The following is a 26,493-nucleotide window of genomic DNA, read 5'->3' on the forward strand; positions in this document are numbered from 1 at the left end:
CTCGCGCCGATCCGGCCGGCGCTATGAGGTCCAGTATTCCAAGGAACGGCAGCTCAGGAGGCCACTCGCGAAGACCGCCCCCGCCTGTCCCGCGCCCACCGGACGAAGGTCAGCGGGGCCTTGACCAGCCGCAGCACGGTCGACCAGACGCCGTAGTAGGACACCCAGCGGCGCATCACGTAGACGACCGCCCAGATCGACACGACCGCCGTCACCGCGCTCCACCCCAGCGGCGTCCACAGCCCCGACGCCTGCCAGATGCTGATCGCGGCGCACACGCTCAACGCCGAGACCGCCGCCGTCAGGGAGTCGCGGATGCGCTGCTGCCGGTCGCTCTCCCACCGCTGCAGGGTCGCCTCGGACTGGTCGGCCATGACTTCGCCCAGCCGCTCCTCGAACGAGGCGATCTGCTCGTCCACGCCGCTCACGTCCAGCAGGCGCCGCAGCGACGCCGAGTTCGACGGGGAGCGCAGCAGCGTCGGCGAGTACAGCAGCGAGATCACCTGCTTTGTCTCGCTTTCGAAGCCGAGCATCCGTGTCCGGGATGCCTTCATCGCCTCCAGCTGGGCCGATCGGTCCGAGCCCGGCGTGTTGTAGGCGGCGATGAACGCGGTGACGTTGGACCGGTAGCTGTCCAGCTGGTGGTTCCACGCCGCGAGCGTCCCGCTCAAGCAGGCCGTGAACTCCGCGATGGCCTCCAGGTCGCCGGAGATGAAGTTCGGGGCGTCCAGGGCCGCGATCACCGTGGTGTTCTCTGTGGAGATCAGCAGGTCGCCTTCGTTGCGCTGGTTCCAGATCTGCTTGCTGTGGTCGTCGGCGAGCCGCACCCAGTCCCACAGCGACTCCTTCGCGTCGGGCGCGGCGTGCAGCAGCACGGAGGACCCGATGAGGGTCAGCAGGTGGCGGCCGTCCTTCACCATCTCGCTGCTGTCGCCCACGTGCGGCCCGTACTCGTGGGCCCGCTCGCTCGCGCGCAGCACCCGGATGAGCGCGTGCGTTCGTCCCCTGTGGATTTCAATCGGGACGGCGTCGCCATCCGTTCCCGGCTCGGGGGCGAGCTGCGCGGGCAGCTGCTTGATGAGCAGGTCGCGGGCGAAGCGCGCCAAACGCTCCCAGGTCCGATCGACACCGTCGCACTCGACCTCGATCGTCCCGTGCTCGCGCGCGGCCCGGAACATCGCGGCGTGCAGTTCGCTCGGATAGATGTCGTGCAGGGTCCGTTCGAACCGCAGGCAGTGAACGCCGATGGGGGAGAAGCGAATCGACGCGGAAAGCTCCTCGGTCGTCTCCTCGTCGACGCGCAGGCGCACCTTCGGCAGCGACATCTCCAGCCCGTCGAACCGCTTGTCGGTCTCGAGGCGCGGTTCCCAGATGTCGGCGTGGTACGTGAAGTGGTCGAGGATCGCGGTGGGGCGCACCAGCTCTGACGACGCGGGCTGCCGCTCGCCGGTCTGCCGCAACCGGGACGCGATCGTCTCGTAGTCCAACCCGGTGACCCCGAACGGGAACAGGTAGACGATGCGGCCCTCGTCCACTCGCATCCACGTCTGCTTCTTCGCCCCCTTCAACCGCTCCAGGGCCTGCCGGTGCGCGTTGAGCTTGCTCATCTCGACCGAGGAGAACCGCCACTCGTTCGCCAAGCGCCGCAGCTCTTTGCGCATCTCGTACCGGGTCGGCTGCGCCCTGGACGCGACGACGAGCGCCCGGAACGCGCGCCGCAGCACCAGGTGGTACTCCTGCCGGACCGCCACTTCCTCCCGCACGTATCCGGCGATCGGGTCCGTGAGCCCCTCGGTGTCGTCGAGGACCTCGGCGCACGCGGCGAGGGCCGCATCCAGCGCCTGCTCGTAGCGCAGCCGCGAGCCGGTCTTCAACCGGTCCTCGAGCAGGATCTCGCCGCGCACCAGGTCGCACAGCCGCAGCGCCAACTCGACCGACCCGTCAGGCGCCTCGTCGAGCCCCCACACCTTCCGTATCGTGGCCGCGAACCGGATCATGCACTTCGTCAGCAGATCCACCCGGTACGTGTGGTTCCACGCCCGCACCGAACTGTGGTGCACCCAAAGGCACAGCATCGCCCGGTCCAGACTGCTCCGCGTCCGCCCCGCCTGCGCCTCGAACTCCGCGCCGGCCAGCTCGAGGAAGACCTCCTCGAACTCCCGGCCGGCCTCGGCCCCGATCTCGGACTGCAGCCCGTTCCACACGAAGCAGTCCCGCACCGCCCGCGTGTCCACCCCGCACGCCCGCAACCGCGCCTCAATGCGCCGATGCGCCTCCGCGCTCCTGGCCTCCATCGCCTCGCTGAGCGGCTCATCCATCCCATTGCGGGCCAGAGGGACCGCCACACCAGCGGTCGCGGGCTCCGAGGGCGTGCTCATGAACCCAGCTTAAGACGACCGCGCCCACCAGGCGGAATCTCGCCGTCGTGCGAAACGATGACCACTATGGCGTGACCCGCTCGACAAGCGCGGATCTTGTACGCTGAGTGAGCGAAAAAGCCTCATGTGTGGAGGGGATGCTCAATGGCAGGCGACCCGATCCTGGTGGAACCCGGCAAGCTGCGTTCGACGGCGTCGCAGATCGAGTCGACCGCCGCGAAGTTCCCGCAGCAGCACCCTCCCGTGGACAACGGCACCGACGCAGCGTCAAAGGCGAACCGCGGCTACCTCACCAGCTCGGCGGCGGACAACTTCGCGACGCAGCTCAAACCGGTGCTCGAATCCATCGAACAGCGGATCGAGCAGCAGGCGGAGTCGATCAAGGACAGCGCCAAGGCGTGGGAGGACGCGGACGAGCAGGCCGCCAAGGACCTGGACAAGATCGCCGGAGAAATCGAGGCCTAGGAGCAGCATGCCCACCTTCCAGCAGGTCATCGACTCCAACCCCGCGAAGTTCAGCGACGCCGGCGGCGACCTCGACTCAGCGGGGTCCGACATCGGCGACCTCCGAAGCGAGTACGGACGCCAGGTCAAGACCCTCGGCAACAGCTGGAACGGCGACGACTACGACGCGCTCGGACGCGACAAGGACACGCTCGTCATCAACATCAACGCCACCAAGTTGAAGGTCGAGGCCGCCGGCAAAGCCCTCCAACTCAACGGCCCGATCATGAAGGTCCTGTCCGAGACGCTGGAGCAGACCAAGAAAGGCGCCGAGACCGCGCAGTTCAAAGTCCTGCCGGCGCCCTTCTGCATTCCGAGCCAGCAGCAGCTGCAGCAGGCCTCCTCGCTCGGACCGGGCGCCCCAGCCGCCTACGCGGCGCTGATCGCCACTTCCACCGCGATCTCGACGGCGCTCATCGCCCAGTACACCGCGGTCTGCGTCCAGGACGCCACCGCGGCCGCCGCGCTCCACACGCTCGGCCTGAGCCTGCGCGATGTCTCCGGCGTCATCGGCCAGGGCATCAGCATCGGCACCGTTTCCAGGACCGTGAGGCAGGACCCGGGGCAGCGCCCGAACAAGTTCCGCGCGACCACGGTCAAGGACGCGGAGAAGCGCTCGACGAACCCCCAAGGCGAAGTCGAGGACTGGCATTCGCAGCAGCGGATCGACATGACGCAACGCAGGACCTGGGACATGGGCCACCCGTACGGCTACGAGTCGCGGAAGCACGAGGAAGTGGCCCGCCTGTGGGAGAGCAAGATCAGGCAGCAGGGCCTCAACCCGCGCACCGAAGTGCTCAGGCAGCACAACGACGTCCCCTACCGGATCGAGACCACCAACACCAACCGCACCCACGTTGGCGAGGCGCCCGACGAGATCAACTACTGGGTGCAGAAGTACCGTGCGGCTTACGGCGACCCGCTCGACCCAGTCATCTAACGGCCCGGAAGAGGCGAAGAGACATGGCAGACCGACACGACGTCGACGACCGCCTCGCGTTCGCCATCGCTGACGCGGTCGGCGGGCGAACCCCCGACGGCATGGTCCGGCACAGCGACGGCACCGGCGCGAAGCACATCGACCTGGTGCGCTACAACAACGTCCCGTTCCGGGGCGGCGTCACCTTCGGCACACTGGGACTCTCGACGTTCTCGATCGGCGGCCAGACGGCCGACACAGGCCCCGACCTCCGCGTCGAACTCGTCGGCGCCACATACGCCCGCTTCAGGACCTACGACAACGTGCTCGCCACCTGTGCTTTCAGCGTCATGGACGGCGCGCCCGTCATGCCCGGCCAGATCTACGAGGGCGCGGTGGAACCCTACTTCCCAGGCTTCGAACTCAAGCATGTGCTGTTCACCGAGCCGTACCTCTGGGACGACGCCTTCACCCTGGTGGAACTCGGCGACACCACGGTGGTGTGGCTCCAGCCGGTCCCGATCACCCAGCGCGAGCTCGACTTCGCGGTCGCCGTCGGCACGGACGCCCTGATCGAACGCTTCGAGGAGGAGCGGATCGACGCCGCCGACATGGACCGCGAATCAGTGATCTAATGCAGCGGTGACGACCATGCAGCACCCCGAACTCGACCTGCCGCCGGGATGGGCGCGACTCGTCATGCCCCGCAGAGGCGGTCGTACACAGCCAGAACCCATCAACTTCGACACCGAAGCGGCCGACCGGATCGACCGGCTGGTCAGGGAGCACTTCGCGTTCGTCGAATCGTTCTTCCCGCCGTTCTTCACCGATTTGACCCTGCGCAACGCGACAGCAGGGCATCTCAGCACCGGCCCCGATCCGACCGGCGCGGCGGTGCTGCACCTGATCCTCGGCCACCTTGTGACGGAAGAACATCGGTTCGGGCCCTTTCTGGACGCCTGGATCACGAAGCACGGACCGGCGTTCGCCGCCGCCGCCGTACTGGAGCGCTGCATGATGACCAGCGGCTACACGATGATCGGGGACAACAGGCGAGTCACGGTCGATGAACCCGGCGGACTGAAGTGGGCCGCCCGCATCCACCGCGAGGACCTGCGCCGAATCCGCACCGCCATCGCAAGCACGAACGACTACGACGCCGTGATCGAAGCCCTGGCCGAACGTCGATCGAGCCCTTGGCGGAGCACGGTCGCATCCTTCCTCGTCCCCACAGAGACGAACTGGGTGAGCGAGGCACTGGAAGCCGATTTCCCCGACTGGTTCACCGTCGACTGGATGTGGTGGCACGCCGTCTCGACCACGGATCATCTCGCAGCCTTGGAGCGGCGCAGTGACTGGCCGATCCGGGGAGACACCGGAATGCTGGCCACATTCCTGGACGCCTGCGGAGTCGCCGGCCTGCCGGTGCTCGCCGCCAGCGCGCCGGGCTGGGGCTGGGAGCCCGCGGCGCGCCCGGACGTGGCGACGGCCCTGACGGCGGCCGAATCTCCGGAAGCGTTGCGACGCTTGCTGTCACACCTGGAAGTCCGAGGCACAATCCCCCTTGCGGGAGCCGTCGTGCGACGCTACCCGGCGATGGCGGTTCGGACCATCGCCGCCCACACCGCCGAATCCGGTCCCAGCCCGGAACTGGCGGCTCTGCTGCCTTCCGACCCGCTCGTCTGGAGGGCCATCGCGACCGAACTCTCCGCCTCTGACATGGCTGCAACGGATACCATGCGCGAGGTCGGACCGGACACACCGGTCGCCGACCCCGCCGACCTGCCGCCGCTGCTCACCGATCCGCCATGGCTGCACCGCGACCAGGCCCCCGAATCACCGGCGCCGGTGACAACGGACGCTCCAGCCGACCTCGAATTGCGCTGGCGGGCAAGAGAAGAGCCGAATCCGACCTACACCGACCCGGCCGCTATGTTGGAGGAACTCGTCAACCGGCCCGACCTCGGGGAGCGCCTGCTGCCGATGGCCGGCCTGCGACCGGCCCGCCTCGCGGCTTCCTGGCTAGACAAGAAACCGCAGGCGCGCAACGCGAGCCGCGCCTGGTTCGCCCGCCACGGCCTGGAATCGGTGCCGTGGCTGGCCTTCGACGCACTGGGAGCGCCCGGCCCGCTTCGCGACGCCGCCGCTCAAGCACTGCGCCACCTCGCTTTCCATCACGGCGATGAAGCCGTGGCAGCCGAACTCTCCGAACACGGTGAAGCGGCACTGTCGGCGCTGGAATCCATCCTCGGACCCGAAGCGCTCTACGCCCTCCCGCGAACCATGCCCCGGATTCCCGACTGGGCCGACCCGTCACTGCTCCCGCCGATCTGGGAGCGAACCGGGAAGGCAGTGCTGCCGGCGCGGGCCGTCGAGCACCTGCTGACCATGCTCCTGCTCTCGGCCTCGGACATTCCCTACGCGGGGCTCGCCATCGCGATCCAAGCGTGCGACCCAGAATCCCTAGAACGGTTCTCCGCCGCGATCGTCGCGCAGTGGGAACGCGTCGGCCGGGAGAAGAGCGGTGCGAAGGGCTGGGTGCCGCGGCAGGCCGAACTGATCGGCGCCACCGGCTCGGCCCCTAACTAGGACAGGCCGAGCTCGGCGTAGATCTCGGCGGCGATCCGGTCGGTCGCCTCGCGGGCCTTCGCCTGGGCCGCGGCAATGGTCGACCGCACCTCCTCGGCCAGCGCCTCTCGATCGAGCTCCCGCATTGCGTTCGCCTGCAGGAACTGGAAATCGACCAGTTGCTGCCGGAGATTCACCGTCGCGGTGCAGAGCTTCGACTCGGAGGTCTGTTCGAAGCGCTCGTAGGCGCGGGCTTGGACGGCCGCCTCGATTCGCCCCGTCGCCTCCTGGAGACCGGCCAGCAGCGCAGCGCGTTCGATCGCATCGCTCATCGGTCCTGCCCTCCGAGCCCACGCGACATGGCCTCGAACCGCGCACTGTCGGCGTCCCGCTCCTGCTCGGCAGCTATCCAGGCGGCCTGGATCGACTCAGCGGCGGTGCGGGCGCCGACTCGCACGGCGGCCACGTCGAACTCGACGTCCTGGATGCGCCCGCCCGTGTCGATGACGACCTTCACGAGCCCATCGGGATCGACTCCGGTGTAACGGGCTTCCGTGAGCGCCGACAGCAGTTCCTGAGCCTGGGCGAGCGCCTGCGCCGCCGCATCGATCTCGGCCCGGGACGGTGCGTTCTCGATGACCCGCTTGGTGTGTTCCCAGTCGTCGTCGCGGGGGAGGGAGTCCAGCGCTTCGAGCCCCTGCGCGAGTCGCTCCTCATAGTCCTCGTCGGCCTCATACGGCTCGACGCGGCCCGTGATCGGGTTCGGCGAATCCTCTTCGGGCCGATGGCCATCGGACACGGCGGCTCCTCGAAGTCAAGGGGTGCACTCCTGGTTACGGTAACACTTTCGGCCGTTTCGATCAGTACGAGAGAGGGCGTCGACGCCTGCCCGAGCTCGACCGATCCCGACCGAGCCACCTGCTGCAGCTGAGTACTTGAACATGTTCAATAAGTTGCTAAGCTTGACATCACTATGACAGCAACAGATCGCCACCCCGGCGAACCTCCAGTGCAGTTCCACCCCACCCCATACCCGCCTCCACGACCCCTGGCCCGGCGCTGCAGCGCGAGACTGGCCCTGTGGCTCCACCTTGCCGCGTGCCTGGTGGTGTGGCCCGCGGTGTATGCCACGGTCGTCATCGCCACCTTCGTGGGCATCGTGATCGTCTACAACGACCATGGTGGCCCGCTCTTCTGGCCCCTCGCATGGATCGCGTCCGCGACTGCCTACGGCCTTGTCGTGGGCATCCCGCTGGCGATCTGCGGACGCAGGCGGCGGTGGTACCTCCGGCTGATTCCGGTCGTGATCGCGGCGGTTCCATTCGTCTGGCTCGGCATCCTCGGCGCCCTCGGGACGATCCCCGTGACAACGGAAATCGTCCTCTGGGCGATCCCCTCGACGGCGACCGTCGCCCTCTCGATCCTGATCCAGTCGGCTCGCTGGTGGAGGCCGCGACGCGAGGTTCGCGGAGAAACCGGTGCCCCGGGCCCGGCTTCTGCTTGAGGCCTGTGGGTCCGGTCCAATAGGGTGAGGCCATGGGTAGGTTTCTCCGGCGTGTCGTTCGCAGTGCTCGTGCTCCACGCCGTGCTAGCCGCGCGTCCACCGTCCGCAGCGCGGACGGGAAGCAGTATCGAGTCGTCGAGGTCAACGAGGCCAAGGACAACGAGTTCGCCGACCCCCCACGCAAATGGGGACGCGTCGGCGCCATGGTCGGCGTATGGGGCCTCCTCCTGGCCCTGGGCGGCTGGGTAGCCCCGGCGATCGCCGCTAGCGGCAACCCCGAGAACGAGGACTCACGCGACCAGCCCGCTTCCAGTGCGAACAACGCTGCCTGGCGATACCTCCGGTACGGATCGAACCAAGACTTGGACCGAGCCGAAGCCACGCTCTGCGAGGATGCTTCTCCCGAGCTGACCCCTTCGGATCTTGACGCCATTCGCCAGTCCTATGACGATGAGCTAGGCGGCATTACGCGGGTGGACCTGGAGACCGGTGATCCTGTGGCGGGGACCGATGGAACCACGGTTGCAGGGACGGTTTCCTATATCCACGAGGCCACTCAGCGCTTTGAAGACTTCGTTGTCACCGTCCAGGAAGAAGACGGAGCCTTCTGCGTCTCCAACGCTGTGCAGGTAGAAGACGATGAGCCGAGCGCTGGCGATGGCACTGGGGACGAGGCGGATCCACAGGCTGTTGCCACCGAATTCCTGCGCGCGATTGTCGTCGACCGTGAGCCCGCAGCGGCGACCGCTTCCCAATGTGCTTCTTACACAGGCGCAACGCCTGAGGAATTCGATGCGGCGATCACTGAGTGGGCTGCAGACAAGGGTGATGTCACCGCCTTCATCGACGGCATCGACCCCGCCGAATCCACAGAGACGTCAATCACGAACTTTGCGGTCGAAATCTCGCTGAAGGCCGGCCTAAACCAGGAAAACTTCACCTTCACCATTGGGGTGCAAGAGGATTGCATCGTCTCGCTCGCGGGTGGAGATGGATTGATCTAAATATCTCAAGGATAAGCTCCACTTGAGACTTCGCGACACGCCGTAAGCGGCGGTTGACAACTCGGCGATGTTCGCTCACCATTTGGACAGCGCGTCTCTGCCGCACCGTCGGTAACACCGATTGTGCGAAGGCTCGCGGCCAACTGAATAAGGCATAAGTACACCTGCCGCCCGGTGGTTCCGTCTACCAAACAAGTACCACCGGGCGGCCCTTAACACCAGAGGAGCAAGCTCCCTTGGCAACTACGACCATACTCGATTTCGGGCTGCCCGCAAACAGCCATTCCGGGGCGAATCAGAACTGCCGACCGGGCGTTCCTGACTACCTTGAGCAGGTGGTTTACGCCGCAGCCGTCGATCCCGGCCTGCCCGACCGCGCCCGCCCGATCGATCCGCTCGATCCCGGCCCATACGGTTCACCCGACTGGTACCCCGATACCCGGACCGGCAGGCACCGCCGAGGCGAACTGCCCGATACGCCTTGCGAAGACATATCGCCTCAACCCCGATCCGACCACGCCCATCGACCGTCGCCCGGCCCCACCTCCGTGGGGGCCGAGAGGCGTCGACCATCGCCCGTTCGAAACGACAACGAACCGCCCGAGCCGCCGACGCGACCCTGGCGGCGGTTCTGGGAGGACGACCACGAAGACCGCTACGACTTCGGCAAACTCCGTGAAGACGCCTGGAACCGGTTCCTGGACGGATCCCAAGAGCTGCACCAAGCCCACCTGATCGCAACGACCACTTTCGACGACCGCTGGATGCTGTTCTGGGCGACCTTGCGCGCCTTCCTGTTCCGCGTGCTCGGCGTCGATTCATCAGAGAGCGCAGTTGAAGTCGAAAGCCCGACCGTTCAGCTCAACACGATGGCCGCTCCGGCCCCAGCCAGGACGCGCCCGCTGCTGGCCGGAACACCCTTCCAAGGGCCGCACCGGACCAACCCCATCAGCCCCTACCTCAACCAGTGGGAGCGACATTTCGATGAGCGCCAGGCATTCCGAGAGGCGGTGGCACTGTGAGCTTCGAACTTGCCGAAAACGCCGACCGACGTAGGCGGGGTTCCAAGGACGACCCGAACGGCTACCGGTTCGCGGCCGTGATCGGCGGCCGACGCCTCTATTACGAGGCGTTCCCTTCCCAAGCGCGCTTTCGCATCACGATGGCCCGTGCCTGGGAGCAGAGGACCGAAGCACTCGGCTCGGTGATCCGGCTCGACACCATCGCGCCAGGTCTGCGCGTCTGCGCCCCAACGGAAGTCGAATGGGCCAATCAGCACGCAGAGAAAATCATCGCCGAAGCCGTGTCGGTCTGGAAGTTTCTCTCCCGCGGCTGCGAAGGTTGATCGGACAGTGCAAGTCAGGTCGGCGCACCGCGGTGGGGCAGTGCGCCGACCTCTTCATTATCCGGGTCACCGACGCTCGTGTTGTGTTGGGACACATGGCTCTAATGGGTGGAAGTTGTCGACCGTACGCCGGAACGGCGTTGTCGTGCTCCGATGGAATAGCGGCTATTAAGATCAGGCTCCGAGGCCGGCATCGCCAGGAGGATCTTCCATCTGGACGGTCTCGCCGCCTTCCTGGAAGTATGGCGGGCATTCGGTTTGGGCTGCCTCGTCGAGATACCGGTCGATTCCCGCTACCCGAGACTCGAGGTCCGATTCCCGAAAGATCTCCGTCTCAAAATCTTCGCGCCGCGGTACTTCCAGCAGTACATCTTCACCGACTTGCAGGGCGTTCTGCGGATCGGTCAGGGCAGGGTCGAGCATGTCGAGTTCCACGGTTCCCTGGTCCGTTGCGGGCTTGATCGGGTCATCCACCGCGAAGGTCACGATGATCCGGTCGGTGACATCGGAAGGCGCCACCGAGACGACTTGTCCTGCTGCCATGAACTTGGAGCACGCAATGGCCTCAGCAGTGAACAGGCTCTGAACGAAGGGGTGCTTTACCGTGTCACTCCCGATGAAGGTGCCCGTGATGAGAGCGATTACGCTGATCGTCACCACAGCAGCAAGTCCCCATCCGGCGACCTGGCTGCCAGACGGCCGTTTGTTTGTGCCCGAGGCGGTTCCGTCTTCGGTCGTGCCGTGTGCTCGGTAATGCCGGCCCCCGTTGGGTTCAGGCTCGCTCTCCGTCATCGCATCTCCTCCACTCCAGTGAGACGCTGGACTGCCGCGCGCGGTTGCAGGATGTCAGCGCGCCATCGGTGGTTCGACGAGCGACGTCGGCTGTGCCCGATAGGGTCTGCTGCATGGCACGAACTGATCCCTCCAGCCAAGCGCTCATTGATCGGATCGCGGTCTCGGGGACCGTCGCGGCAGCATTCATTACCGATAGCGCCGGTCAGGTGCTGCTGGTCAAGCCGGCATCCCGGGATGAGTGGGGCTTCGTAGGCGGTTGGGTCGACCGAGGCGAGTCGCCTCACCAGGGCTGCGCTCGCGAGATCGCAGAGGAGATCGGGCTGGCCTTGCAGGTCGGTGACCTGCTGGTGCTCGACTGGCTGACCGAGACCGGGTATGTGGACGAGCCGTTGACGTTCTATCTCTTCGACGGCGGCGTCATCGAGGATCGCGACCAGATCCGGCTGCGGGCCGGGGAGATCGAGGAATTCGGGTTCTTCCCGCCCGAACGGGCCCTGTTGCGGTCAAGCGAGTTCAACCGGGAACGGCTTGCCTTGGCGTTGGAGGCACGGCGAACGGGCAGGGCGGTGTACCAGCCGTTCCGCCAGCCCAGCTAGAGGTCCCGGGGTCGGTTTCGGATAGTCGTTCAGCCGAGCGGGGCGCCCATCTGGTTCATGAAGGCGACCGGGTCGACCGCGCCGGCCGGGCTGCGGTCGGCGTTCAAGTGCGTCTCGAAGTGCAGGTGCGGGCCGCTCGACCGGCCCGAGGAGCCCACATACCCGAGGAGCTGACCGGCCTGGACCACGTCGCCCTCCTTCACCAGCGGGGCAGATCCGAAGTGGCAGTAACGCGTCAAGTAATCCCCGGCGTGGACGATGTTGACGTACCACCCGCAGCCGGCCACCTCAGGCGAGCCGTCCTGGTTGCAGGAGTACGGAGCGCCGTACAGGCTCGCGTTGCACTCCGAGGTGATCACGGTGCCCGCCGAAGCCGCCACCACGGGAGCGCCGCGGTCCGCGCCGATGTCGACTCCGTTGTGGGTCGGGCGCTCCGGAGTCTGGAAGCCCGACCAGACCGGGCCCGCGGTGGGAATCATCCATCCCGAGGCGGAGAGCTCGCCTGATGGCGTGCAAGTCCCCATTTGAGAGTCGACCGCTGAAACGCGCCCGCCGCCGCCGGTCAGCGTGTTCACGATTTGCGTCGCGACCGGCTCGTGCTTCGCATACGCGTCCGGGAAGGCCGAGATCTGGACCCGTTGGGCTGCAACCGTGAGCGGAAGCGTCTCCCAGTTGTCCACGGTCAGGAGCTTCTCGTAGAACTTGGTCGAGGCGTAGACGGGATCGGTGATCTGTTCGGGTGTGCCCCAACCGGACGAGGGTCGCTGCTGGAACAGGCCTTGGGAGTCGTGGTCGTTCTGGTCGCCCAGGTGCCCGAGGTTCGTCAGCCGCGATTCCTGCATCGCGGTCGCCACCGCGATGATCCATCCGCGGGCCGGGACATCGAGGTCCTGCCCGACATAGATGATGATGGCGGCGTTCCCGATCTGCTCGGAGCTATAGTCTCCGATCGAGGGCACGTCGGCGTTCGGGTCGATCTGGACGTTGGTGCCGCACCCAGCCAGGTTTGCGTTGCCGTCTTCGTCGTTCGACTGGTCCGAAAGCAACTGCACGATCGATACCGTCGCACCGAGGCAGCACACGGCTAGAACGGCGAAGATCCACATGAAGGGCTTGAGCTTCTTCGGGATTCGCGAGGGCTTGGGGTCTTCGTAGCGTTCTTTCGCGGTGATTTCGTCGTCGCCGATGCCAGTCATGACTGCTCCCAGTCGATCGCCGAGACGAGCCAGCCGCTCTCGGTCCAGTTGTTGGAGCCCTCGGTCATGGTGAGCGTCAGCGTGCCCGTGTCCATCGGGATGCCGACCTTGAGACCCTCGGGGACGGATTCACCCGTGATCTCCTTGGCGGGCACCGATATAGGGTCGACGCCTTGCATCTGCTCGGCTGCCTCGGTGGTGAGGAACGGCGCGATCGAGTCGTACCAGCCGCTGGCGGCGTGGCCGTTCGGGTTCAGCCAGGCCTCGGCGAACTCGACCGACCGGTCGACCGCCTCTTGCGGCAGTTCCTCTTCCGGGTAGCAGTCGTCGCCTTCGCAGTTCTCGGTCGCGAGACCGTCGTCTTCGGTGAAGCCTTCTGAGCTGGTGTCGCCCGTCGGGTTGTCTGCACCGGAGTTGTTGCCGCCGAGCGGAGTCTGCTCGCGTTGCGTGGCCAGGGCGATGGCCCCGAGCACGAGTAGAAGGATGATGACGATGATCCCGTAACGGGAGAAGATGATCCGGAGGGCGCGGTTCATCGGTCACTCTTTTCTTGGAGGCCTGTAGACCTCTCCACCATCGGCGGTTCCGCCAGCGCCGGACGATCCTGTCCCGCTCTGACTTCCGGTGCCGGCCGGCTGGTCGGCACCCGTCTTCTGTTCCGGCAGCGATTCGTTGACGCCGCGCGGAGTGCGGACGTTGTCGGCGACCTCTTCAGGGCGCGCATCGTCGCGGCGCTGCATGGACCGTTCGCGTTCCCGTTCCCGTTCGGCGCTCCGTTCGGTCTCGCTGGTGCGTCTCCCGAGGAAGGAATCCGCGACGCCGCCACCAGCGGCGAGCCCGGCGATGCGTCTTCCTGGCCGTAGCAAAAGCCAAGCTGCTACGCCAAGGAGTCCGATTAGGACAACCTGAAGCCAGACGGGCATCGTGGTGCCGAGAATGCGACCAGAGGCCCAGATGTAGATCACCGCTGCGAGCGAGAAGATCGCGACGTTGATGATCGCTCCGAGCACCGTGTTGACCAGGCGTTTAAACGGTCCGCCTGCGGGGCGGAGCAGCGCGATGGTGCCGATGATGGGCAGAGCCACGATCGCGAATCGCACGATCATAAAGCCCAGGATGATCATGATCGAGGCAGTGAGGTCGAAGAGAGAGAAGAAGATTGCGGTCAGCAGGGCGAGGAATCCGGTACCGGTTCGCTCCCAGGCCCGCTGGCCGCTGAGGTTGGCGTAGGCCTCAGGGTCCTCGGTCTGGATCTGGGCGACCAGGTTCCGCCAGTTCTGCTGCTTCTCCTCGATGAGGTCGGCCCGGGTGCCCGGGTCTTCGGCTTCGGCGTCTTCTTCCCACGAAAATGCTTGCGCTGCAAAGAGAGCAGGACCGTACTTGTACGCAGAATTGGACTCGGTGACGACCGGGTTGCCTTCGGCGTCCTCTACCGGTTCGCCATCGCGCTCCTGGAATGCGACCTCTTCGCTCTGGCCGAGCATGGTCCGCAGCCAGTTCTGGTAGAGGACTTGGCCGGAGACGGTGTCGGAGGCGACCACGGCGGCGGTACGGGTGTCGATGCAGAAGTCTTCGCCGTTGTTCTCCTTGAGCTCGTCGTAACGCTCCTGGTCCATGCCGTCTTCGCGGAGGCAGCCCTCGACCTGGTCGTCGTTGATGAGCACCGTGCTGAGGTTCATGCCGATGGTCAGTGCTTGGTCGGTGTACTCGGCGGCCTTCACCGGCCATCGGACCACAGCGGTCACGAGCACGAGGATGAGCACTGCCCATGCCACGGTAGTGACCGCGTTGTTCATGTCGGCTTGCTTTGAGCGCCAAAGCAGATAGAGGCCGATGAGGCCAACGGTGACCGCGCCGAAGACGGTGAAGATCTGGCGGTACAGGACTTCAGTGCCCTGCTCCATGAAGTCGTTCGACCAGCCCCACATGTTGTCGGGCTCCCACGCAGCCTGGCGCATCGAGTTCGAGGCGCCGACCGTGGCGAGTGAAAGGTTGAACTCCATGTTCGCCAAGGCGTTCGCGGTGTCCGCCCCGTTGGGGATCGAGACCGAGTCGGCGCAGCCGCCGCCGATCGACATCTCCTGCGAGCCGTACATCGGAAGCTGATAACCGGCGTAGCCATAGGCGCTGTAAGTGCCGATGCCTTCGCTCTTGTCGAGCTTGCTCGGCTCGGCGAACCAGCCCGCCATGCCGGAGTCGGGCGAGGCCGGTTGGGGTGCGGCCTCGCACTGGCTCTCTTGGCCTTCGGGCAACTCGTCGAGGCATCCCTGCCACTCGGTGTGCCACTCGTAGTCCGAGCAGCCCTCCGCGTCGTCCTGTGCCCCAGCCATTCCCGGCGTGAAGACCAAAGCGCCGGCCGCTGCAGCCAAAGCCAGCAGCACGCGCCCGAGCCGTCCGGCCGCGCGTTTTGCGAGGCCGGGTCGTCGGTGTTCCGTTGCGGGAGGGGCAAGGTCATGATCGGCGGAGGGGTCGGTCACTTTTCCTCCCCGGGCGTGGTGTTCAGGTAGTCGAGCAGGCCGCGGACCCAGCTGAAGTCGGCGCGGATGCGCTGCACGCGGCCGTCGACGTCGCGCATGACGAACTCGCGGTAGGGGAGTTTGGTCGTCTCGGAAGCGTCCTGTTCGGACAACGAGGCGAGGACGCTCTCGTAGCCGACTCCGGTGGGCACCCGGAGCAGCTTGAGCGCCTCCTCGGCGACCTCGCGGTCCTCGGCGATGCGGCCGACGAAGACCGTGGAGACGAGGTTCTGCACGTCGAGCCCGAGGATGTCCTTGGGGTTCTGGCTCGCCACCAGCGCCGCGAGATTCCATTTACGGGAGTCGCGGGCCAGGCGCACCAGGAACGAGCGGCCGGACTTCCAGCCCTCCATGAAGTGCGCCTCGTCGAGGCCGACCAGCTTGCGGCGGTGCATGTCTCCGCCGTAGGCGCGGCGGACGGCGAGGCGGTGCGCGGTGTGGAGCATCGGCAGGGCCAGGGCCTCTTCCGCGCTCCAATACTCGCGTTCGATGCCGAGGTCGGGCAGGCGCAAGCCGGACATGGTGATCACGGTCAGCGCGGTGTCGTCCTCCAGTACGCCCTTGTCCGGGGTGCCGAAGAACAGCTTCGCGAGCGGCATTTCGGCGGTGTCGAGCAGGAGCGCGGCGAGTTCGGCACCGTCGCCGGTGGAGTGGTCCTCGGCGTCTTGAAGGGACTCGACGATGTCCTCGAGGGTCGAGCCCTCCTCGGCCGGGACGTGCCGGGCGGCGTGGCGCAGGAGCCTCGCGGTGCTCGCCTCGCGCTGGATCTGCGGCGGCAGGAGCATCGCGCAGATGTCCTGCACGAGCATGCGCCTTTCGCTGCGGGCGTTGGAGACCGCGATGTCGTAGTCGCGCTGGCCGTCGGGGCTGTCGTCGTAGTGCTCGCGCCTCGGGGACGGGATGAGCGCGTACGGCGCCAGCGTCCCGTGCTCGGAGCCGGTGAGGTTGAGGACGCGCGAGAACGGCTTGAGCTCGGGCATCTCGCACAGCCGCGCGAGCGGGCCCGAAGGGTCGAGCAGCGTGACCTGGACGCCGCGCTTGGCGGCGAGGTAGCCGATCGCGCCCATGAGCGTGGACTTGCCGCCGCCGGGTTCGGCGACGAAGACCGAGAGGCCCGACTTTTCGCGGACCTCCGTGGCGAAGTGCATGTCGAGGAAGACCGGGCGGCGGCAGGTGCCGGCGGTGCGGCCGATGAGGTCGCCCCGTTGGTCGCCCACAGTGGAGGCCGCCTGCGGCAGGGCCGCGGCGAAGAGCTTGACCGGCATGCGGCGCACGTACCCGGTCTGCGCGACCGGCTCGCCCGGGATGAACTCGCGGGCCAGCCAGTCCTGATTCTTCGGGTGCTGGAGGCTGATGCGCATGTCCCGCTGGTACATCTGCATCAGCGTGCGGGCGCGCTCCAGGCACTCTTCCTTGGTATCCGCGGTGACGGCGATGCGGTGCCAGCCGTGGGCGCGAGCGGCGTCGATCGGCAGGCCGGTGGTCATCTCGTCGCCGACGCCCAGGGCGCGTTCGGCGAGGCGCTGGAGCTCCGGCGGGGCGTCCATCGCGTGCTCGTCGTAGTCGCGCTGCTGGCTTCTGATGAGGCGCAGGCGGTGGTCGAGGTCGCGGAAGGCCTCGCCGGGGCCGAGGATGTCGATGCGGCTGGAGATCTCGACGGGCCACGGGCAGCGCTCGTGGAAGTGCAGCCACGGCTCGTGGCGCTGGGGGATCTCGAGCTCCTCCATGCGGCCGACGGTGAGGACCGCGGTGTGCTTCTCCTCGCCGGTGAGGCGGTTGACGAGCTTCACCGTTGAGCCGTAAGGACTCCGGTAGCGCTCGATCGACTCGGTGAGGCCGAGGACGTCGCCGGCCTCCCACTCGCTGTTCGAGCCCGAGAGCAGGCGTGGCGGTTCCATGCCGAGGGCGACGGACCGGTAGACGAGCCATTCGAGCTCGGCGGTGGTGGCGCGGCGGGCGCGCACGCCGAAGGAGCCGAGGACCTCGTCGAACTGGAGGCTGCGCTTCTCGATCTTCTCGCGCTCGGAGAGCTTGGTGCCGCGGCCGAACATGCGGCCGACCTTCTCGCCGAGCTGGTCGAACGCGCCGCGGCGGCTGAAGGTGATGCCGAGGAACGTCTCGCCCTCGGCGTGCGACAGCGATTGCAGGTGGCGCTGGGCAGCCACGAGGTGGTCGGCCCAGCTGGTGCCGCCGGGGACGGTGCGCAGCGGGCGTGCGGTGTGCTTGTCCACGGTGCGGGCCCACTGGTCGGCCGGGAACGGCCGGGTGGTGCGGCGCAGGTGGACGCGCATGCCCGCGAGGCCGGCGAACTGCTCGGCGATCGCGACGATGAGCGCCTCGCGCTCGAGGTCGGGCCGGAAGGACCAGCGCACGCCGGGCAGCTTGTACCAGGCGGTGACCGAGGCGGGCGTGAACGTGGCGTGCCCGGCGATCTCGGTGAGGCTCAGCTCGCGGAGCGGCTGCTTCTCCTTGTCCCTGGGCAGCGGCTTGACGCGGGTCGGCTTCGGGCTCGTCGTCTCCAGCTGCGCGGCCTCGGCGCGGGCCTGCTTGAGCGGGACGAGATCCTGGCCGGGCACCCTTTGTGCACCCTTTTGTTCAGACGTTGTTCGACCTGTGGAAACATTCCCGCGTCGCTGGTCAACAGCCTGTGGATAACTCTGCTTGGCCTGTGGATAACTACCGTTGCGTTGTGGATAACCCTGTGGATTTCCGCTGGTAGGCGCCTGTGAATACCGCTGTTGATATCCCTGTGGATAACTCTGCGGATTCTGTGGATAACCCTGGGGATAAGCCTGTGGACGACTCGCTGACGGCGGTGTCATCGACGCAGGTGGCGACGCGTGTCGTAGGGGGTCTACAGGAGAGGGCGTGGCGGCGGGGCTGGGCTGCGTCGGGGTGGGCGCCGGTGGGCTCGCCGACTGGTGGGGCCTGGCCGGCTCGGTGTTGCCTGGTTTCCGGGCGGGCTCGCCGCGGAAGACCGCGTCGGCCAGCGCGGTGGCGTCGTCGCCGAGATCGCCGGACTGCCGCTCCCGATCGCGCACGGGCGCGGGCGGTCGGGGGGCGGAGAACTTGGCGACGGGCTGTCGGCGATCCTCGCCGCTCATAGGCGCTCCTCAGTTCGGACGGGCTCCACGAGCGTGGGCCGCAGGCGGATCGAACGGGTCGTGAACGCCGGGATCCGCTTCTCGTGGCCGGCGTCGCGCGTGTGCTTCCAGTCGGTGAGCAGTGTGCGGACGACCGTGGTCGCAGGGCGGTCGGCGTCGACGTAGCGGAAGATCAGCGATGTGGAGACGAGAGCGAGGGAGATCTCGATGGCGGGGAAGAGGTCGACGTCGCCGGTGAAGGCCCAGTGCAGCAGCATGAACAGGGCCAGCATCGCGGCGAAGGCCCCATACTGCCCGTACGGAAGGTGGACGGGGAGGGTGTACCCGGGAGGGCCGAGGTACAGCAGGCGCGCACGGTAGATGTCGTCGTCGGTGCGCAAGCGCATGGCGTCCTCCGTCCGGCCTTACTTCAGGGGCGATGTGGGGGGTTAGTCCTCGGAGCTGAAGAGGACGTCGACAAGGCCGTTGCCGACGGCCACCAGGACCACGGCGCCGGCGATGAAGGCGATGCCGAGGATGGCGATGGTGGACGAGGTGAGCACGCGGCTGACCTCGCCCTTGTTGGCTCGGGCGATGAAGATGAGTCCGAGGATTGCCAGGAGGATCGGGGCGATCTTCGAGAGGAAGAACCCGATGATCCCCTGCGTGTTGATCTCGGCGCCGGCCTGGGCGTGCGCGGCCACCGTCCAGAGTGTCTCTCTCATCATCGTCAGTCCCATCCTTCCGTCACAGGAGTAACTCCTGTCTCACGTAACGCAATCTTCACTCATGTTTCTTGTCTCCCAACCCTTCACGGGGTCTGCCCTCATCATATGCCGCAGCCCTGACAGAACGCACCTTCGTCGGGCCGAAGAGCGACCGTTAGGACCGCCACGAGACAGTGAAACCGATTCGCGGGCGAAAGGCAATCCGATGCACGCGATCACTCCGTGTCGGCAATCCGACACTAAACTCGGGGAGGTCGGTGTCCTACGCTCGGAGGCGCCCCGGCACCGCACAATAGAGCCGCACGGCAGAGCGCCATACGGCACAACCGAATCCAGCCCACACCGCCGGCCAACAGGCCGAGCACCGACCTCGCGGAGACCAACATGGACTACATCGACGACATCGCGGGGCGGCTCACCGCCGCCGCGATCGCCTTCGCCGTCGCCGGTCTCGCCGTCGCCGCGCTCGCGGCCGCCGCCCTCGGCGGCGTCCGTGCCTCCGAGAAGTGGCCCTCGGCCCCCCTCCCGCGCCTCGGCCGCCCCGCCGTCATGACCGGGGCCCTCATCGGCCTCGTCATCTTCGCCCTCGCCGCCGGCCTGTTCTCCTTGGCGCAGTTCGGAACCGGACTCAACGCGAACCTCCGCGTGCTCCTCGCCGTCGGCATCGACCTGGTCGCCCTCGCCGTCGGACTGTGGTTGGTGAGCTACGTTGCGGGGAAGGTCGAAATGCGCACGCTCATCAGCGTGCCCGACCACCCGGTGAACCCGCCGCCGATCCCGGTGTCGGGCGACCCGACCCGCTACCAGATGCCGGACTACACGGAGACCCCCATGGAACCCGAGTCGCAGGACTACCCGCCGCCCGCCGCACCCGAGCCGCGGCACCCGCAGGCCTACCCCACATCGGGGTCGCCGTTCGCGCCCGACACCGCCGCCACAGGCAGCCTCCCCGCGGCCCGCTCCAAGGTCCCGACCATCCCCACGGACACCCGCCCCGGCTGGGTCTTCCAGGACCGCGGCACCGGCGCCTACTACGCCGCCGTCGCCCAGAGCCGCGGCGGCATCAGCCTCCTCGCCCTCGACGACTTCACTGTCGCCCGCACTGCCTCGCTCGTCGGCCCCCTCGAACTCGTCGGCTCCGTGGAAGCCACGGTCTGGCCGCTCGAGAACGGCGACAACGGGAAAGCAGAGACCGGAGCCGAAGCGGACTCCTAGCGCGCCGCGAGCGCCCTCCCCCGATTCAGGCGCTCGAACACGCTGCCGAGCGCGCCGGGCATCGGGTCGAAGCCGGGCTGCGATATTGCATGTTGTCGTTACCATGTGATTCAGCGGCGGGCGAAATGCGAGAGTGAGACCATGGTCGACTACCCGTACACAGTCCAGCCTCTGGTCGGGTTCGAGTTCGCCCGATTCGGCGAGCCGCGCTCGCAGCATCGCGAAAGCCTCGGCGAGTTCCAGTCGTTCCAGCGCAACCCCGACTCGCCCAGCATGACCGACCTGTATCTCGACCCGTACATGAGCCTCGACTATGACGAGGAAGACCGCCTGGAATTCATCGAGATCATCAACGATGAAGCGGTCGTGTACGTCGAGGACGTCCAGTTCGTGAAGCGCCCGATCGAGGAGATCATCGCCCTGATGACCGAGCGCGGGCACCAGGTCGTCGGCCCCTATGTCGGTGTCTACTCGATACCTGACCTCGGCATCCGATTCGGCGCCACCCGGGACGACGAGACCGGTCGCAAAGTCACCGACGGCATCAGCCTTGTGCCGAAGGAGACGATCCCGCAGCTTCTCGCCTGAATGCGTCAGCGAGCAAGCGACCGTAGGACCGTGCCTTCTCGGCGTGTCCGCCATCCGACAGGGCTGATCAGTCCTTACGATGCGTTCCCAGCAGCCTCGGCCCGCAACGTTTCCGGAACGGAGGCCGCCACCGGTGATGACCACTCCCAAGCAGGAACCGCTCCCGCGACTTCCCCGAAACAGCACTCGCCGGCCGACGTTCAGCGTCGACACCGTCCGCCTCGGCAACCACGACCTCGCCGTCAACCTGCGCGGCAGGCTCACCGAGGTCGTGTTCCTGCAGAACAACGTCCCCAACCTCACCGACCGGCACACCCTCGCCGAACAGCTCACCGCCGCCGCGACCGCCGCCCGAGCCGCCGCTTCTGCAGTCGTAGGCGAGATCAGCGCCGTCCACCACGCCCGGTTGGGTTGACCAGCTGCGCAGTGGCCCGAAAAGGCCGGTGACGCTACTGTTTGTACGACGACCCGCCATCGCCGACCGACCCCGTCGAAGTGAGCCGCACCCATGAACGACGCCGACCTGACCGTCTCCGACCTCGACGACTATGTGACGGTTCGGCTCGAAGGCGAACAGGTGGTCGTCGAGGTATCGCCGGTCGGGTTCCGCCAGCCCATGAGCGTGATCGGCAACCTGGTCACCGAACTCGTGGGGAGACTGCCCCGCCCCGGGGCGGACGCAGACGATGCCCTCGCGGGGGGCATCGCCGCGATCGGCCAGCTCCAGCAGGCGGCCGCCTCCGGCGGCTACGAGGCGTTCGCCGCCAGCATGCGGGCACGGCTCGGCATCCAAGGCGCCGCGCCGACCCTGAGCCGCGATCCCGAATTCGACCGGACCATCGCCGTGGGCCTCGAAGGCATCCTCAAGTCGATGCGCGACTCCAGTACCAGGCGCTCCGAGGCCACGCGAGAAGTACTCACAGCCGAGATCTACACCGACGAAGGCGACATCAGCGTCACCGCGAGCTCCGACCGGATCGTCGCCGGCGTCTGGATCGGGCCCGAGGCCCGCAATCGCGGAGTAGAGGGACTCGGGCAGCGCCTTACTAGTCTCGTGGCAGAAGCCCGTGCCGCCCTGGAGAAACTCGCCCAGGCGAAGACCCGCGAAGCGCTCCCCGAAGCGATCACGCGGGCCGTGGACGACGCGCCCGAGCAGGCGAAGACGGCTGAACAGCGCGGCATGAGCGTTATCGGCGAGGCGACGCAGATGACCGAAGCGATGAAACGAAAGGCTGGCAGGGCATGACCCGGAACTTCGACTGCGAGTTCGTCTCGCAGATGGCCGCGAACATCGACGCGAACGTGCTCCCCGTCCTGGAGAGCACCAACGAGGTCCTCCCCGACCTCAGCTCGATCGACCGCAGCCTCTACACCACCGTGATGCTCCCGATGGCCGCCGCCTACACCGTGGCGACCGCGACGGTCACCGAGTGCATGTCCGGTGCCGCCGAATGCTTCCGGGAGATGCGCACCGCGCTGGACGGCTGCGTCCAGGACATGCAGGCCGCCGATGAGGCCTGCGCGTCCGAGTTCGGCGGAAACTAAAGGAAGAAGAGGTCGCCATGTCCATGGGGGAATCCGTCTACAGCACCGGCGCGGCCATGTCGCCGTATTACAACGGCGTCATCAAGTCCTGCGCGATCGCGATCGCGCCCCCTGCATTGGTATTCGGCCTGTCGGCGCAGATGCTCGCCGTCAAGATCTACATGAACCAGTGCAACCCAGGCGACATGTTCAAGGCGGCAGGCGCTTGGATCCGACTGGGAGAGAAGAACTGGGAGGCGTCCGAGAACCTGACCGCCGAGGTCGACACCATCACCGACGAGAACTGGTCGGGCGACGACTCCGAGGCGTTCAAGTCCTCCGCCAGCGGTGTCAACGCGCAGCTGAAGGAGTTGGCCGTGACCGCGTTCCTCATCGGCGCGCAGCTCATCCTTCTGGGCATCGCCTTGACCGTCTACTGGGGATTCCTTGTCTACTGCACCGTGATCATGGCCTGCTGCCTTGCCTCCTACCTGGCCACCTGCTGGACCGGAGTCGGCGAACCCGCCGCCCGGGCCGCCGCGCTGGCAACGGCCGCAGGGCTCCTCGCCACCGCGGAGACCTTCGAAGCGGCATTGAAACCGATCATGATCGCGTGCACGGCGCTGACCGGAACCCTGACCGCCTTCACCTGGGGATTCCAGGCCGGCGCCGGCAACAAGGCGAACCCGCTCGAGATCGCCGGGGCCTCCGTCGCGAACATGCTGGAAGGCTTCGCCACCTACTGGATCCGCAAGGTCACCATGCCCGCCGGAAAGTACGCCTCGGGCATCAACCCGGAGAACACCATCCAGGCGGTGTCCGGCATCTTCCCGACATACCAGGGCGACGGCGAATGGAAGAGCGGCTTCCAAGGCGGCGGCGCAGGCCTCGGCATCGCCGACAGCCTCTCCAACCTGTGGCAGGACCACGCGCCCGAGGAACTCACCAACCCCGAAGAGATCCAATGGAAGTGAGCCGCGGCGGTTCCCGGCCGCCCGCGCGGCGAAGGATACCGCCCGGTTTGGTCCTGGCGGCGCTGGCACTGCTGCCCCTCCTGGTATTGGGCGTGAACCTCATGCGGTTCCTGGAGTTCCGCGCCGCAATGGACGGGGGCGGGACTCCCGGCGTCGCCGTCGTCGAGCGCGCCTTCGTGTCCGGCAGCGGGGACGAGACCTGCATGGGCGCATTCCTTCCCGACGGCGGTGGCCCGTCCATCGAGGTCGACATCGCGGTCAAGGGCCGCTGTGAGGAGGGCCTGCGACTTCAAGCGATCCTCGTCGAACCCGCTGCATTCCATCCCGACTGGTGGGGGCGGCCGACGGCCTGGACGGCCGGAACCGGCACCGGGGAGCACCTCGCCCCGGTGATCGTGACGGTCATCTTCGTCGTGCCCGTCTGGGTGGGCTTCTGGTTCGTCCGGAAGCCCCTGTGGCAGAAGCTCAAGCAGACGATCCGACCCTCGTCCCACCGCCCCGCCGACGAGTAGACGCCAGCGGCGAGGTCGACGCTTCGGGAGTTCGAGGGTTCCGTCAATGGCGTCCTGTTGCTACCGTGAACGGAACCGGCCACCCTCTCGTCCCCGAGGTGCGTATCGATGAGCGATTACCAGGGTCTCGACCCCGCCGACCCTGCACTCTCAGCACCCGCGTTCGGCTCCCCCGCAGCGCCGCCTCCCCCCGCCGGCGACGTGCCTATCGCGCCCCCGCCGCCCGCGGAGGTCTTCGTCCCGGTCGGTCGCCCGGCCTGCTCGAACGCCAACTGCGCCAACCCGACCGAGCACCCCGCCGAGGCCGGCTGGCAGCAGCTCGTCTCCGCCGTCCCCGTCGAGCGCCAGCTCTTCCGCTTGCGCCCCAAAGCATCCGGCATGGCGTTCCCGACCGAGGCCGACTTCCGGACCGCCGTCGCGGCCGTCCGGCCCGAGCAGGCGGACGCGCACTCCATCGAGCGGCTGCGCAACGCCTGGACCGAGGACGTGTCCGGCCGCCTCGCCGACTGGTCCGAGCAGATCAAGTCGAACCTGAACGAGCTGGCCGAAGGCTGGTCCGGCACCGACTTCGAAGCCTTCGAAGCGACCTGCGCGCAGACGCGCGAACTCGTCGACGACATCATCGACGACGTCGACGCCACCGTCGCGAACCTGCAGGCCACCGAAGAGGCCCTCTACTCGATCCAAGGCGGCACCTCGGGCGAGATCCCTTACCCCGCACCGCAGTTCTGGATCGACGGCGACTGGCACAGCTGGGTGTCCGTCCACATCAGGCCCGCCTGGTGGCACGGCGACTGCATCGAGTACACCTGCCAGGACGCCGAACACGTGCTCGCCCTGAGCGGGGCCGAACCCGAACTCGCCACCGAGATCATCGACTACATCGACGAGCGGATCCTCCACTACATCGACTACTACGCCAGCCCCGTCAACATCGAACGCGACGGCCTCGACCCCGCGAAGGGCCTCACTGTCGTGGAGGCCAAGGAACTCGCCGTCGCCGACGCGATGGAGCACTACGGGACCCTCGTCGACTCAAGCTGGGGCGCTTACGATGCCCGGCAGGCGGAGACCAATGAGGACATCGAACAGCGCAGCGCCGACACCGACGGCGAGGAGCGCTCGGTGCGCACCGTGCGCAGCGACAAGGAGTACCCGGCCTCCGCCGATCCCGCGTACATGAGCCTGGAATCCCCGGCGATGGAGCAGCCCACCGGGACTGCGCAGCCGATGGCCAGCGAAGACCCTTCCCTCGAACCGCCCGTCAGCGAGAATCCCGAACCCGACAAGCCCGCCGACCCCGCCCAAGAGGACGACGAGGACGCGCCCAGCGGCGGCCTCGCCAGCGGCGGATCCGGCATGGGCGACACGGGAATCGGCGGCAGCAGCTTCGGCGCCGCCCCGGCGACCACCGCTTCGGCCTCGGCACCGAGCATGGGGAGCGGCATGGGAGCCGCGGCCACCGGCGCCGCCGCAGCCGGTGCGGCTGCCGCACAAGGCTCCCGCGGCTCGACGTCCATGATGAGCGGCGGCGGAGCCGGCGGCGGGCGAGGCATGGGCATGGACGACAAGGAACGCGAAGCCGATGTCGACCTGGTCGAGGACGAGAACATGTGGGGCTTCGTCAACGAGGACGACGACCCCTACGCGTAGAGAAGGAACCCCAGCATGGCCACGCGCGCATTCGACCCGACTGCACTCGAGCGCTACAAGCAGTTCCTCGGCGATCTGCTTGCTGAGCTGGAGAACGACATCATCCCGTCCCTCAGCGAGGGCGACCTGAAGAAGGCCCCCGCCTTCGGCACCGCCCCCGGCGCGGCCGAGAACGCCGCCGCTGAATACGCCGATTTCCACGCCACCACCTGGCGCAACCTCCAATACCTCCGCGGCACCCTCCACGGCATGATGTCCGGCCTCCAAGCGGCCATCGACAACGGCGGCATCGTCGACCAGCAAGTCGCCACCGACATGAACCGCCTCGCCCAAGGCGACGACCTCTACGCCTGATGCATCCGCAGTCCAGGGTGCCGTGCGGTGCCGATGAGTCCCCTTGGGGCTGAAGGTATCGCCGAACCCTGACATTTGCCGTGCCGGTATATGATGAGTGATCCTCAGATGGCCCAAAGCGACTGGAGATCAGATGTTCGGAGAGGACGCGATCGCTCAGCAACTTGCCGACGCCCGCGCGACATTGAGCACGGCAGTCAAGTCCCCTGAGGCCAACCAGGTCGAACCGGTGATTGTGGAAGGCGTCGAGGGCCTCCTCCGCCTCACACTCAGCGTCGAGGGCCGCGTGGACAAGTTCGAGTTCGATCCCCGCATCATGCGCATCGGCTCTGAAGTCCTCTTTGACGAGATCAAACGCATGGTCAACGCCGCCTTGGACGAACGCGCCGAGGCCTTGGGCACCGACGAACCCGTCCCGGATCTCGAAGCCATCAACGAGTCGGTCGCCGAGATCCAAGACCGCTCCCTCCGCCAGTTCCAGGCCATGAGCGCCTCGATCAGCGAGGTCATGGCAAAGATCCACGGAGGCAAGTAGCC

General features: G+C 67.1%; 29 protein-coding genes. 19 read left to right on the forward strand and 10 right to left on the reverse strand.

Annotated features, from left to right (window positions below; translation table 11 throughout):
- Positions 1-53: 53 nt before the first annotated feature.
- Positions 54-2,378 (reverse strand): hypothetical protein, encoded by a 2,325-nt coding sequence (locus ACFO8M_RS12335; RefSeq protein WP_387975346.1) that lies wholly within the window; start codon positions 2,376-2,378, stop codon positions 54-56.
- Between the two features lie 144 nt (positions 2,379-2,522).
- On the opposite strand from ACFO8M_RS12335, the gene ACFO8M_RS12340 reads away from it, so the two are divergent.
- The 4 genes from ACFO8M_RS12340 to ACFO8M_RS12355 are packed head-to-tail and all read left to right on the forward strand — an operon-like array spanning position 2,523 to position 6,390.
- Positions 2,523-2,843: a type VII secretion target gene (locus tag ACFO8M_RS12340; RefSeq protein WP_387975349.1), complete on the forward strand. Its 321-nt coding sequence runs from the start codon at positions 2,523-2,525 to the stop codon at positions 2,841-2,843.
- Positions 2,844-2,850: 7 nt separating this feature from the next.
- Complete coding sequence (locus ACFO8M_RS12345; RefSeq protein WP_387975352.1) at positions 2,851-3,822, forward strand: hypothetical protein; 972 nt, start codon at positions 2,851-2,853, stop codon at positions 3,820-3,822.
- 23 nt (positions 3,823-3,845) lie between these two features.
- A complete protein-coding gene (locus ACFO8M_RS12350) occupies positions 3,846-4,436 on the forward strand; it encodes a suppressor of fused domain protein (RefSeq protein WP_387975356.1) in 591 nt (196 codons plus the stop codon).
- A 7-nt stretch (positions 4,437-4,443) separates the two neighbouring features.
- The gene (locus tag ACFO8M_RS12355; protein ID WP_387975359.1) at positions 4,444-6,390 is read left to right on the forward strand and encodes a hypothetical protein; all 1,947 of its coding nucleotides are present in this window, start codon (positions 4,444-4,446) and stop codon (positions 6,388-6,390) included.
- Here ACFO8M_RS12355 and ACFO8M_RS12360 read toward each other — a convergent pair.
- Together ACFO8M_RS12360 and ACFO8M_RS12365 are read right to left on the reverse strand one after the other, a co-directional pair.
- Positions 6,387-6,701: a YbaB/EbfC family nucleoid-associated protein gene (locus ACFO8M_RS12360; protein WP_387975362.1), complete on the reverse strand. Its 315-nt coding sequence runs from the start codon at positions 6,699-6,701 to the stop codon at positions 6,387-6,389. The genes ACFO8M_RS12355 and ACFO8M_RS12360 overlap by 4 nt on opposite strands.
- A complete protein-coding gene (locus ACFO8M_RS12365) occupies positions 6,698-7,168 on the reverse strand; it encodes a YbaB/EbfC family nucleoid-associated protein (protein ID WP_387975365.1) in 471 nt (156 codons plus the stop codon). The genes ACFO8M_RS12360 and ACFO8M_RS12365 overlap by 4 nt, the downstream gene beginning before the upstream one ends.
- Before the next feature lie 174 nt (positions 7,169-7,342).
- On the opposite strand from ACFO8M_RS12365, the gene ACFO8M_RS12370 reads away from it, so the two are divergent.
- The 4 genes from ACFO8M_RS12370 (at position 7,343) to ACFO8M_RS12385 (ending at position 10,222) form a co-directional block, all read left to right on the forward strand.
- On the forward strand, positions 7,343-7,873 hold the full coding sequence (locus ACFO8M_RS12370; protein ID WP_387975368.1) for a hypothetical protein: 531 nt from the start codon (positions 7,343-7,345) through the stop codon (positions 7,871-7,873).
- A gap of 32 nt (positions 7,874-7,905) precedes the next feature.
- The gene (locus ACFO8M_RS12375; RefSeq protein WP_387975370.1) at positions 7,906-8,877 is read left to right on the forward strand and encodes a hypothetical protein; all 972 of its coding nucleotides are present in this window, start codon (positions 7,906-7,908) and stop codon (positions 8,875-8,877) included.
- A gap of 236 nt (positions 8,878-9,113) precedes the next feature.
- Positions 9,114-9,899 carry a hypothetical protein gene (locus tag ACFO8M_RS12380; protein ID WP_387975373.1) on the forward strand — a complete coding sequence of 262 codons (786 nt, stop codon included), beginning with the start codon at positions 9,114-9,116 and terminating at the stop codon, positions 9,897-9,899.
- Positions 9,896-10,222 (forward strand): hypothetical protein, encoded by a 327-nt coding sequence (locus ACFO8M_RS12385; protein ID WP_387975376.1) that lies wholly within the window; start codon positions 9,896-9,898, stop codon positions 10,220-10,222. The genes ACFO8M_RS12380 and ACFO8M_RS12385 overlap by 4 nt, the downstream gene beginning before the upstream one ends.
- 174 nt (positions 10,223-10,396) lie before the next feature.
- Here the strand turns inward: ACFO8M_RS12385 and ACFO8M_RS12390 are convergent, their stop codons facing one another.
- Positions 10,397-11,014 carry a hypothetical protein gene (locus ACFO8M_RS12390; RefSeq protein WP_387975379.1) on the reverse strand — a complete coding sequence of 206 codons (618 nt, stop codon included), beginning with the start codon at positions 11,012-11,014 and terminating at the stop codon, positions 10,397-10,399.
- A 113-nt stretch (positions 11,015-11,127) separates the two neighbouring features.
- Here ACFO8M_RS12390 and ACFO8M_RS12395 point away from each other — a divergent pair, with 113 nt between their 5' ends.
- Entirely contained in the window at positions 11,128-11,613 is a 486-nt protein-coding gene (locus ACFO8M_RS12395; protein ID WP_387975382.1) for an NUDIX domain-containing protein, read from the forward strand.
- A 29-nt stretch (positions 11,614-11,642) separates the two neighbouring features.
- On the opposite strand, the gene ACFO8M_RS12400 is transcribed toward ACFO8M_RS12395, so the two are convergent.
- The 6 genes from ACFO8M_RS12400 to ACFO8M_RS12425 all read right to left on the reverse strand — a co-directional run bounded on the left by ACFO8M_RS12400 (position 11,643) and on the right by ACFO8M_RS12425 (position 19,136).
- Positions 11,643-12,719 (reverse strand): M23 family metallopeptidase, encoded by a 1,077-nt coding sequence (locus tag ACFO8M_RS12400; protein ID WP_449267472.1) that lies wholly within the window; start codon positions 12,717-12,719, stop codon positions 11,643-11,645.
- A gap of 86 nt (positions 12,720-12,805) precedes the next feature.
- Positions 12,806-13,345: a hypothetical protein gene (locus tag ACFO8M_RS12405; protein ID WP_387975388.1), complete on the reverse strand. Its 540-nt coding sequence runs from the start codon at positions 13,343-13,345 to the stop codon at positions 12,806-12,808.
- A 3-nt stretch (positions 13,346-13,348) separates the two neighbouring features.
- Positions 13,349-15,139, reverse strand: a complete 1,791-nt coding sequence (locus ACFO8M_RS12410) for an MFS transporter (RefSeq protein WP_387975391.1) — start codon at positions 15,137-15,139, stop codon at positions 13,349-13,351.
- Between the two features lie 143 nt (positions 15,140-15,282).
- A complete protein-coding gene (locus ACFO8M_RS12415) occupies positions 15,283-18,147 on the reverse strand; it encodes an ATP-binding protein (protein ID WP_449267473.1) in 2,865 nt (954 codons plus the stop codon).
- A 278-nt stretch (positions 18,148-18,425) separates the two neighbouring features.
- Positions 18,426-18,815 carry a hypothetical protein gene (locus tag ACFO8M_RS12420; protein ID WP_387975397.1) on the reverse strand — a complete coding sequence of 130 codons (390 nt, stop codon included), beginning with the start codon at positions 18,813-18,815 and terminating at the stop codon, positions 18,426-18,428.
- A 42-nt stretch (positions 18,816-18,857) separates the two neighbouring features.
- Entirely contained in the window at positions 18,858-19,136 is a 279-nt protein-coding gene (locus ACFO8M_RS12425) for a hypothetical protein (RefSeq protein WP_387975400.1), read from the reverse strand.
- Between the two features lie 384 nt (positions 19,137-19,520).
- Here ACFO8M_RS12425 and ACFO8M_RS12430 point away from each other — a divergent pair, with 384 nt between their 5' ends.
- From ACFO8M_RS12430 to ACFO8M_RS12475, 10 genes are all read left to right on the forward strand, one after another.
- Positions 19,521-20,351 carry a hypothetical protein gene (locus ACFO8M_RS12430; protein WP_387975403.1) on the forward strand — a complete coding sequence of 277 codons (831 nt, stop codon included), beginning with the start codon at positions 19,521-19,523 and terminating at the stop codon, positions 20,349-20,351.
- 141 nt (positions 20,352-20,492) lie between these two features.
- Positions 20,493-20,939 (forward strand): hypothetical protein, encoded by a 447-nt coding sequence (locus tag ACFO8M_RS12435; protein WP_387975406.1) that lies wholly within the window; start codon positions 20,493-20,495, stop codon positions 20,937-20,939.
- Positions 20,940-21,075: 136 nt separating this feature from the next.
- Entirely contained in the window at positions 21,076-21,354 is a 279-nt protein-coding gene (locus ACFO8M_RS12440) for a hypothetical protein (protein ID WP_387975409.1), read from the forward strand.
- A gap of 93 nt (positions 21,355-21,447) precedes the next feature.
- The gene (locus ACFO8M_RS12445; RefSeq protein WP_387975412.1) at positions 21,448-22,185 is read left to right on the forward strand and encodes a hypothetical protein; all 738 of its coding nucleotides are present in this window, start codon (positions 21,448-21,450) and stop codon (positions 22,183-22,185) included.
- A complete protein-coding gene (locus ACFO8M_RS12450; RefSeq protein ID WP_387975415.1) occupies positions 22,182-22,484 on the forward strand; it encodes a hypothetical protein in 303 nt (100 codons plus the stop codon). The genes ACFO8M_RS12445 and ACFO8M_RS12450 overlap by 4 nt, the downstream gene beginning before the upstream one ends.
- Positions 22,485-22,501: 17 nt before the next feature.
- Complete coding sequence (locus ACFO8M_RS12455) at positions 22,502-23,437, forward strand: PPE domain-containing protein (RefSeq protein ID WP_387975417.1); 936 nt, start codon at positions 22,502-22,504, stop codon at positions 23,435-23,437.
- Between the two features lie 47 nt (positions 23,438-23,484).
- On the forward strand, positions 23,485-23,949 hold the full coding sequence (locus ACFO8M_RS12460) for a hypothetical protein (protein WP_387975420.1): 465 nt from the start codon (positions 23,485-23,487) through the stop codon (positions 23,947-23,949).
- A 108-nt stretch (positions 23,950-24,057) separates the two neighbouring features.
- Positions 24,058-25,602 carry a WXG100 family type VII secretion target gene (locus ACFO8M_RS12465; protein WP_387975423.1) on the forward strand — a complete coding sequence of 515 codons (1,545 nt, stop codon included), beginning with the start codon at positions 24,058-24,060 and terminating at the stop codon, positions 25,600-25,602.
- 15 nt (positions 25,603-25,617) lie between these two features.
- Positions 25,618-25,956, forward strand: a complete 339-nt coding sequence (locus ACFO8M_RS12470; RefSeq protein ID WP_387975426.1) for a hypothetical protein — start codon at positions 25,618-25,620, stop codon at positions 25,954-25,956.
- A 133-nt stretch (positions 25,957-26,089) separates the two neighbouring features.
- On the forward strand, positions 26,090-26,491 hold the full coding sequence (locus tag ACFO8M_RS12475) for a hypothetical protein (protein ID WP_387975429.1): 402 nt from the start codon (positions 26,090-26,092) through the stop codon (positions 26,489-26,491).
- Positions 26,492-26,493: the final 2 nt, after the last annotated feature.

It is taken from the genome of Glycomyces rhizosphaerae (assembly GCF_042647865.1).
GTDB lineage: Bacteria > Actinomycetota > Actinomycetes > Mycobacteriales > Micromonosporaceae > Glycomyces > Glycomyces rhizosphaerae.

Bases quoted from the DNA above. Each gene is read 5' to 3' on its own strand.
- ACFO8M_RS12335 (WP_387975346.1), bottom strand. From the start codon at position 2,378: ATGAGCACGCCCTCGGAGCCCGCGACCGCTGGTGTGGCGGTCCCTCTG.
- ACFO8M_RS12340 (WP_387975349.1), top strand. From the start codon at position 2,523: ATGGCAGGCGACCCGATCCTGGTGGAACCCGGCAAGCTGCGTTCGACG.
- ACFO8M_RS12345 (WP_387975352.1), top strand. From the start codon at position 2,851: ATGCCCACCTTCCAGCAGGTCATCGACTCCAACCCCGCGAAGTTCAGC.
- ACFO8M_RS12350 (WP_387975356.1), top strand. From the start codon at position 3,846: ATGGCAGACCGACACGACGTCGACGACCGCCTCGCGTTCGCCATCGCT.
- ACFO8M_RS12360 (WP_387975362.1), bottom strand. From the start codon at position 6,701: ATGAGCGATGCGATCGAACGCGCTGCGCTGCTGGCCGGTCTCCAGGAG.
- ACFO8M_RS12370 (WP_387975368.1), top strand. From the start codon at position 7,343: ATGACAGCAACAGATCGCCACCCCGGCGAACCTCCAGTGCAGTTCCAC.
- ACFO8M_RS12375 (WP_387975370.1), top strand. From the start codon at position 7,906: ATGGGTAGGTTTCTCCGGCGTGTCGTTCGCAGTGCTCGTGCTCCACGC.
- ACFO8M_RS12390 (WP_387975379.1), bottom strand. From the start codon at position 11,014: ATGACGGAGAGCGAGCCTGAACCCAACGGGGGCCGGCATTACCGAGCA.
- ACFO8M_RS12395 (WP_387975382.1), top strand. From the start codon at position 11,128: ATGGCACGAACTGATCCCTCCAGCCAAGCGCTCATTGATCGGATCGCG.
- ACFO8M_RS12400 (WP_449267472.1), bottom strand. From the start codon at position 12,719: ATGTGGATCTTCGCCGTTCTAGCCGTGTGCTGCCTCGGTGCGACGGTA.
- ACFO8M_RS12405 (WP_387975388.1), bottom strand. From the start codon at position 13,345: ATGAACCGCGCCCTCCGGATCATCTTCTCCCGTTACGGGATCATCGTC.
- ACFO8M_RS12410 (WP_387975391.1), bottom strand. From the start codon at position 15,139: ATGGCTGGGGCACAGGACGACGCGGAGGGCTGCTCGGACTACGAGTGG.
- ACFO8M_RS12415 (WP_449267473.1), bottom strand. From the start codon at position 18,147: ATGACACCGCCGTCAGCGAGTCGTCCACAGGCTTATCCCCAGGGTTAT.
- ACFO8M_RS12420 (WP_387975397.1), bottom strand. From the start codon at position 18,815: ATGCGCTTGCGCACCGACGACGACATCTACCGTGCGCGCCTGCTGTAC.
- ACFO8M_RS12425 (WP_387975400.1), bottom strand. From the start codon at position 19,136: ATGATGAGAGAGACACTCTGGACGGTGGCCGCGCACGCCCAGGCCGGC.
- ACFO8M_RS12430 (WP_387975403.1), top strand. From the start codon at position 19,521: ATGGACTACATCGACGACATCGCGGGGCGGCTCACCGCCGCCGCGATC.
- ACFO8M_RS12435 (WP_387975406.1), top strand. From the start codon at position 20,493: ATGGTCGACTACCCGTACACAGTCCAGCCTCTGGTCGGGTTCGAGTTC.
- ACFO8M_RS12440 (WP_387975409.1), top strand. From the start codon at position 21,076: ATGACCACTCCCAAGCAGGAACCGCTCCCGCGACTTCCCCGAAACAGC.
- ACFO8M_RS12445 (WP_387975412.1), top strand. From the start codon at position 21,448: ATGAACGACGCCGACCTGACCGTCTCCGACCTCGACGACTATGTGACG.
- ACFO8M_RS12450 (WP_387975415.1), top strand. From the start codon at position 22,182: ATGACCCGGAACTTCGACTGCGAGTTCGTCTCGCAGATGGCCGCGAAC.
- ACFO8M_RS12455 (WP_387975417.1), top strand. From the start codon at position 22,502: ATGTCCATGGGGGAATCCGTCTACAGCACCGGCGCGGCCATGTCGCCG.
- ACFO8M_RS12465 (WP_387975423.1), top strand. From the start codon at position 24,058: ATGAGCGATTACCAGGGTCTCGACCCCGCCGACCCTGCACTCTCAGCA.
- ACFO8M_RS12470 (WP_387975426.1), top strand. From the start codon at position 25,618: ATGGCCACGCGCGCATTCGACCCGACTGCACTCGAGCGCTACAAGCAG.
- ACFO8M_RS12475 (WP_387975429.1), top strand. From the start codon at position 26,090: ATGTTCGGAGAGGACGCGATCGCTCAGCAACTTGCCGACGCCCGCGCG.